General features: G+C 52.2%; 6 protein-coding genes. All 6 read right to left on the reverse strand.

What is annotated here, in order from left to right; all coding sequences use genetic code 11:
* Positions 1 to 63: 63 nt before the first annotated feature.
* Positions 64 to 1,176, reverse strand: coding sequence for a phosphatase PAP2 family protein (locus tag H6750_18090; protein MCB9776217.1), 1,113 nt, complete (start codon positions 1,174 to 1,176; stop codon positions 64 to 66).
* Positions 1,177 to 1,318: 142 nt separating this feature from the next.
* A complete protein-coding gene (locus H6750_18095; protein MCB9776218.1) occupies positions 1,319 to 2,428 on the reverse strand; it encodes a PD40 domain-containing protein in 1,110 nt (369 codons plus the stop codon).
* A 9-nt stretch (positions 2,429 to 2,437) separates the two neighbouring features.
* On the reverse strand, positions 2,438 to 4,606 hold the full coding sequence (locus H6750_18100) for a hypothetical protein (protein ID MCB9776219.1): 2,169 nt from the start codon (positions 4,604 to 4,606) through the stop codon (positions 2,438 to 2,440).
* A 78-nt stretch (positions 4,607 to 4,684) separates the two neighbouring features.
* Positions 4,685 to 5,611: a signal recognition particle-docking protein FtsY gene (ftsY, locus tag H6750_18105; GenBank protein ID MCB9776220.1), complete on the reverse strand. Its 927-nt coding sequence runs from the start codon at positions 5,609 to 5,611 to the stop codon at positions 4,685 to 4,687.
* Between the two features lie 49 nt (positions 5,612 to 5,660).
* The gene (ybeY, locus tag H6750_18110) at positions 5,661 to 6,113 is read right to left on the reverse strand and encodes an rRNA maturation RNase YbeY (protein ID MCB9776221.1); all 453 of its coding nucleotides are present in this window, start codon (positions 6,111 to 6,113) and stop codon (positions 5,661 to 5,663) included.
* Between the two features lie 6 nt (positions 6,114 to 6,119).
* Positions 6,120 to 7,094 carry a PhoH family protein gene (locus tag H6750_18115; GenBank protein ID MCB9776222.1) on the reverse strand — a complete coding sequence of 325 codons (975 nt, stop codon included), beginning with the start codon at positions 7,092 to 7,094 and terminating at the stop codon, positions 6,120 to 6,122.
* Between the last annotated feature and the right edge of the window lie 315 nt (positions 7,095 to 7,409).

The following is a 7,409-nucleotide window of genomic DNA, read 5'->3' on the forward strand; positions in this document are numbered from 1 at the left end:
CAACGCTAGGGGAGCACTCCTATTTTCCTCTGTAGACGTCACAATTTCTTGAGGCGAAATAGACTAAAGGACGAGATTCTGCGAGCGGATGGCGAACGTGAGAAAAGCCATAAAGAGCATAGCGGCTCCCAGGGCTGCTTCGGTCCAGATGGAGTGTTGAATAAGCCACGGCTCTACCCCTGGCTTGCTTTGAGTCGACTCATTGAGGGGATTCCCTATCCACCAGACGACTCCAGCCACCAGACTTGCTCCCAGCACCACAACACTTCCCGTGGTGGTTGCTAGGCCAAGGCCCATAAGTAATCGCGGCCATTGAGGGAGCCATCGTTCGGGAGATAAAGGGCTTCCGGAAGTAATTTCCCGTATCCACCAGAGTCTTAGCCCTAATCCTACACCTATGACTATCAGTCCGAGAAAGAGTGAGAGGGATGGTTCCAATTCAATACCTGGATGGGGAACAATGATCCATACGATGCTAAAGGCCGTGACCATCCAGACGAGACCATGAGTGAGTGTGTGCTGAAAGAATTCCTTCCACTTGTCTGGAGGATGAATGATGATGAGCGCGGTTCCGATTCCCACCAGAACACCGCCAAGCACATCTGTAGGGAAATGGGAACCGGTGACGACACGGCAGGTTCCAATAAACGCGGCTAACCCGAACCACAACATTTTGCCTTTTGGGAAATGATAGGCCAGGACTGTGGCTACGGCAAAGGAAGCGGTGGCATGACCGGAGGGAAAAGAGTCCCATCCGCTTTCAAATGAAGGGGCGATCTGCCAGTCCTGTCCTTGTCTGAGTCTTGGCCTGGGGCGGCCGATGGTGTGTTTCAATATTTGGGTAAAGAGTCCGGCGACTCCGTGTGCGAGTAAGGTATGAATGCAGGCGGACTTCCAGGTAGGCCAACCGAATCGGAATCCTATGGCCCCAATGGTCAATGATATGAGCACCAGAGTCAGCCCGTCACCTAATCGGTTTCCCACATTGCCGATGTGGTCGATGGCAGGATGCGTGAAGCTGTGAACGATCTGGAGAGTTGGACCATCTACCTGGGCAAGAAAAGCAAATAAGCCAAGGAGGAGGACTCCGGATAGCCCGAATATCAGGAGGGGATTCTGGCGGAGGAGAAGCTGCGGACGTCGAGGTGAAGGAGCTGCGGGTGATTGGTCAGTCACAGGATTGGAAAATAGGATTCATCAACAGCCTTGGCCGAATTTTTCTTCCGTTTATGGAACATCTCCTCCTCCTCCATGCTCCCTCCGGACCAGGGCCGGTAAAGGGGACGAGGAGGGCCCGGTTGACATAATATTCGTCGGATTAGGGCACCCAGTCAGCCAGAAAGATGTTGAATTCTTTTGGGTTGGCGGCATTCCGATCGGATGACCATACCACCTGTTTTCCGTCAGGGGAGAACATCGGGAAGCTATTAAAGTGCCCTTTGAAGGTAATTTGTTCGGGGTGCGTGCCATCGTCATTGATCATATGCAAGTGAAAAGAGGGGCGCCCCTGATGATCAGGCGGTGTCGACAAGTTAGAGGAATAGATGATGCGTTTCCCATCGTGAGCAAAGAAGGGAGCAAAATTCGAACGCCCGTTGTGCGTGACCTGTATCTTGTTGGAGCCATCAGCATTCATGATGAAGATTTCCAGGTTTGAGGGTTCCACAAGGTTTTGACTGAGCAGGTCACGGTAGGCTTTCACGTCCTCGTCAGTTTTCGGATGATGGGCTCGATAGACGATTCTTTTATTGTCGGGAGAAAAAAAGGCCCCGCCATCATATCCGACTTCGTGCGTCAGTCGCTTCAGATTCTTTCCATCGATATCCATGGTGTACACATCTAAATCTCCATCGCGTATGGAGGTGAAGACAATGGTTTTTCCATCCGGAGAAATGGTGGCTTCGGCATCGTACCCATGGGCGGAGGTCAACCGTTGGACGTCCCGGCCACCGATATTCATGGAGAAGATGTCGTAATCATCGAGTGCCCACCGGTAACGTTCGGTCTTTTCGGGGACGGGTGGACAAAATTGACTGTTGATATGTGTGGAGGAAAAAAGGACACGCCGACCTCCGGGGAAAAAATATCCGCACGTGGTGCCGCCCAGTCCCAGGCTGACCCGCCGGACATTTGTGCCATCGAGGTCCATGATATAGATTTGATAACAGGACCTGAGCGTCTTACCATCCGGTTCCAGAGTTGACTGGTATACCAACCGGTTACCCTCATCCGAAAAATAGGCTTCGGCATTTTTCCCCGAAAATGTGAGCTGCCGGATATTGGCCAAATGAGGTTCCGGTTGATCCTGATTCGCGGATGGTTCGGCAGCCAGGGCGGTATTGCACACTAGCAACAAGGGCAGCAGGGTTAACGGGAGAATGTGTCGTATCGAACATGTGGATCGAAGGATAGGAAAGGTCGGATGCATTCATGAACCTCACGGTGAATGGCGAATAATTTCTCGTGTAGAGTGTACGGGTTGAAACATTCCCCGGGCAATCACTTTTCCTTGCTTGAAGACCAGATAGCTATCCCACCCGTAGAAAAATAACAGCCGTGCAACGGGCTTGACGGCTTCCGGAGACCATCCGAAAAAGAATGTGACGGTATGGTTTGCATCCCGGGGATGGGCGCACGAAATCAGGAAGGCCATCTCCGGGCCCTCGAATTTCTGTTCCCCGATGGAGAGGTGTCCCGGATGCATGTCCATAAACCTTTCGCAACTAGGGAAGGAACCGGATTCCAACAGACGACGGGCAGAGGGTCCGATGATCAGATAGGAGGCCGATTCAGAAATGACCGGATCATCGGTTTGGATCGTTTCGATGCCGGGTTGTCCCTCAAGACGTTGAAACAGAGTTTCTAGGCTTTGAGCTTCCTCTTGTGTCAGGGTCTGAGGTCTGATGAGAATCCGACGGGTGTCGGTTTCCCACCTATTTAACATGGGTGGAATGTGTGCACGGAGGAGGTGGAGCAGAAGATCGTGCTCGGGATCAATGGCGAGTGTCGTCGGACTTGCCGGGAGATGCAGCGTGAACGGTTGTGTGTCCTGAGCCACGTTGAGGACGGCGTCATGCATGAGTCCTCCTTGGAGATCAAGGTGGAGGGGAAGGCGGATGGTGAACATCGGGTCCGCCTGTCGGATTGTTCCGGTCAGGGTGAACTGTCCCTGTACCGTGGGATCTTCCTGGACCAAGATGTCCTGGATGTCCAAATTTGGTGCGCCGGGTTGATCGATCCATTGATGGAAAAACCAACTGAGGTCTCTTTCAGCCGCCTTTGAAAAGATCCGGAGAAGATCGTTCCACTCCAGATAGGTGCCCGTCCCTTCCTGAATAATACTGCGAACCCCGTTAAAAAAAGCCACCTCTCCCATTTCTTGTCTGAGCATGTGAAATACCATGGCTGTTTTCTGGTAGCCAATGGCATTATCCAACCGGGATTCTTTGTGGTGAAATGCCCGTACGGGATATTCCTTGTCCGGCTCGGCATACAGATTATATTCGTAGACCATCCGCCGTCGGGTATTGAAGGCCTCCTGCCGATTCCCTTTAGCCTCGTCAAAATAGTAATTGGCGAGATAGGTGGTGAGCCCTTCTACCCAATTGCCTTGGGCAAAGTCATTGAAAACGGAATTTCCGAACCAGGAATGGACGATTTCATGACCGAGAGAATAGGGTTGGGTATATCCGCGCCGAATAACCCCCTCACCTAAGAGGGTGAATGAGGGGAGCCCAAGTCCGCTTGGAAAAAAGTTTTCCACGACGGCAAATTTTGTAAACGGGTATGGACCCAAAAGATCGGTATACATGTGAAGGTAGTCGATGGTCGCTTCTATATATTGGGGAGCCAGGTGTGCCTCTTCCGGGAAAAGATAGGTGGCAAGTTGAATGCCTTTCCATTCCTGCTTTTGCACCACAAAATGATTGGCTGCCAGCGTCAGCGCTTCACTCGGCAGGCTCACCTTCCACTGGGTGGTTCGGCGCCGGTCAGTCACGGTATTGGAGACTTCCCGGCCTTGGGTGATCGCTTCCCACTCTGAAGGGAGGCTGAGGGTGAGATCATATGTCGAGAGGGTCTGTTCCCATGTGGGATGCCAGAATGTTTCGTATGTTAAATACACGCCGTTGGGTCCAATATGTCCGTTGGTGTCATCCGGTTTGACAAAGCGAAGTCCACCTGAAGCTTTTGGAGAATCATCAATCTGCCCGTGATAGGTCAGGTTGAGGACAGCCGGTTGGTCCGGGCCGTCAAGGGGAGGTAAGGGAATTTCAATAACCCGGCGGGTTGATGGCGGCGGAGTCACGGCTTCTGAGGGATGGGGGATGGGAAGGAATGTGCCATTGAATTCGATCCGATCGATCGTGAGCTGAGGGTGCAGGATGAAGGAGACGGACGAGTTGGCACGATGAGATGGAGAAAGATGAAGGGTGTCCGATCCGGCAATGGCATGGGTGTCAGGATTCAGTTCAATATGTAATTCATGGTGAATAGGCATCAACGCCTTGGCTTGGAGAGGATTCGCCATCGCCAGGCACATCAATACCCCGAGGACAATCGGTGGGACACGTATGGCTTTCCGGAAGATTTGGTGAATAACACTCACAAGACGATTTCCTTGGTTAATTTCCGAACACCATGTTTGTCTCCGCTGGAATGCTGTGTGGAAGAAAGCTGGGAGGTGTCAGTCCTCTGGATTTTCTGCCGGGAGCAAGGCCTCGACAAATGCTGAAGCGTGAAAATCCTGAAGGTCCGCTTCCCCTTCCCCTACACCTATCAAACGAATGGGAAGATTGAGTTCGTCGACGATCGCCACGACCACTCCGCCTTTTGCGGTTCCATCCAGTTTGGTCAAGGCTAAGCCCGTGACGCCGAGTGACTCATGGAATTGTCGGGCCTGTGCAATAGCATTCTGCCCCAGCGTGCCATCCAGGACAAGGAGAGTTTCATGTGGGGCGTCAGGCATTTCCCGTGCAATAATTCGTTTGATCTTTTTCAACTCATCCATCAAATTAATTTTGGTGTGCAGACGACCGGCGGTATCAATGAGGACGACGTCCACATTTCGAGCTTTCGCCGCGACCATGCCATCAAACACCACGGCGGCAGGATCGGAGCCCTGCTTCTGCTTAATCACTTCGATACCCGTGCGCTTTCCCCAAATGTCCAATTGTTCAATCGCAGCAGCCCGGAAAGTGTCGCCGGCGACAAAGAGTGTGTGTAATCCTTGTTGCTTCAAGCGATGCCCGAGTTTGGCAATGGTCGTGGTTTTGCCGACACCGTTGATGCCGATGATCAAGATCACAAATGGACGAGGGCCGCGTCGAATAAGTTGTTCCAGCGGTTCGGTCTCGCCCTTTCGGAGAATGTCCGTCAGGAGAGTATGGAGGACCGCTGTTGGATCAGTCCCACTGAATAACCGTGTTTTATCTTTCAGCATCTCAAGAAACCGCTCGACCGTGTGTATGCCGACATCGGCTTCCAGGAGACTGGATTCGACATCTTCCAGGGCGACGGGATCCAGGTGCCCCCGCCCCAGGCGACGTAATGACTTTTGCACGGTCTGACGTGTTTTTGCTAACCCCTTCTGAAGACGTTCAACCCATTTCATAGCTGATGTTCCCGACGATTACGGCAAATAAGTGATGCATGGTTTTTTGTTATGCAAGAAGACGGAGTGCCGGCGAAGAAAGGCGACCGAAGATCGTGCGTTCTTTTCGCTTCATCCGTTTGGCTTCCCGATCGGTTGTTTCATGGTCATACCCCAGCAAATGAAGGGTACCATGAATGAGTAAACGCAGGATTTCTTTATCGGCGGTATTGCCAAAGCGTGGAGCTTGAGCCAGTGCCACGGGAATACAAATCACGACATCTCCCACGAATGCCAGTGGCGACTGTAAGCCATCCTGCATGGGGAAGGCTAGCACATCGGTCGCATAGTCCCGCTGCCGGTAGGTCCGGTTGAGTGTCCGCATGCGGGTCTTGCCGACAAAGGTGAGACTCAGATTAGCTGAAGGATACCCTGCCTGTTGTAACACGGCTTGGGTCAGGCGGCACACAGTTCGGGGACGAACGGATACTCGTCGGAGGTGAGAACGGAGCCACACAGCCATCGGGTGTTACGGCGTGGGCCTCTGGCCATTGGTGTCTGATTTCGAATGAATTCCAGGAGATACGGTCGAATGCCCGGATGATATGTTGTGCGGGCTGTTGCTGGGCAGTTGGTGTTCAAACCGATCGTACGCTTTAATAATTTCTTTGACCAATCGATGCCGAACCACATCTTGCTCGGAAAAATACACAAATTGTATTCCGTCAATATTGAGGAGGATGTCAGCAATCTGCGCCAATCCGGACTTCTGCGAATCGGGAAGGTCGATTTGGGTGATATCCCCGGTCACAATGGCCTTGGAATTCAGTCCGAGTCTCGTCAAAAACATTTTCATTTGTTCGGTGGTGGCGTTTTGGGCTTCGTCCAGAATGACAAAGGCATCGTCAAGCGTCCGTCCACGCATGAACGCCAGTGGGGCGATTTCAATTTCGCCTCGTTCGATGAGCCGATTAGCCCGATCAATGTCCATCATGGTGTACAACGCATCGTACAAGGGTCGTAAGTAGGGGTGCACTTTGGCAAAGAGGTCGCCCGGAAGAAAGCCGAGATGTTCCCCTGCTTCCACGGCTGGCCGTGCGAGAATGATGCGACTGACTTGTTTATGCGTGAGAGCACCGAGGGCCATGGCCATCGCCAAATAGGTTTTCCCGGTCCCGGCGGGGCCAATGGCTATGACCAGATCCGACTTGTTAATGGCTTCTAGATAGGCCTGTTGATTGGGAGTTTTCGGATTGACATTCCCTTTTTTGGTCGGAATCGCGCTTGCTGAAACGGTATAGGGTTTGAGCGGGGTATCCCGTTTTTCTTCTGTCGCCAGAATGGCTCGTGAGATATCGTCGGGTTTCAATTCGTAATAGGTTCGGGTCCAATCGGCTAATTCCCGCAAAATGTGTTCGGCCCGCAAAACGGATTCCGGTTGACCATGAAGGGTAATTTCATCGCCCCTGGCCGCCATCCGCACCTGGAGCTCCCCTTCGATCATTTTGAGATGCAGATCGTGCGGGCCGAAAAGATTGGCTAAATCGACCCCTTCTCGTAGTTTAATTTTTCGCACGTCGTATTCGACTTAACCTCCGGTTAGCTGACATTGCCCCGTAAGTTGATTCTAGCAAAGGTTTCAGTTTGGCTCAAGGAATGAAATAAAAGGCTACCGTCTCTTTTGGCAGATTGAACAAAAGAACGAGCTACGTTCACTTTGTAGACGGGTGATCAGAGAGGGGCATCCATGCAAGCAAGGCAATCCTGCCTTCTGATATATCTGGTGTGCTTGCTGAAACCGTCCATAGGACCCATCCGG

Source organism: Nitrospiraceae bacterium (assembly GCA_020632595.1).
GTDB lineage: Bacteria > Nitrospirota > Nitrospiria > Nitrospirales > UBA8639 > Nitrospira_E.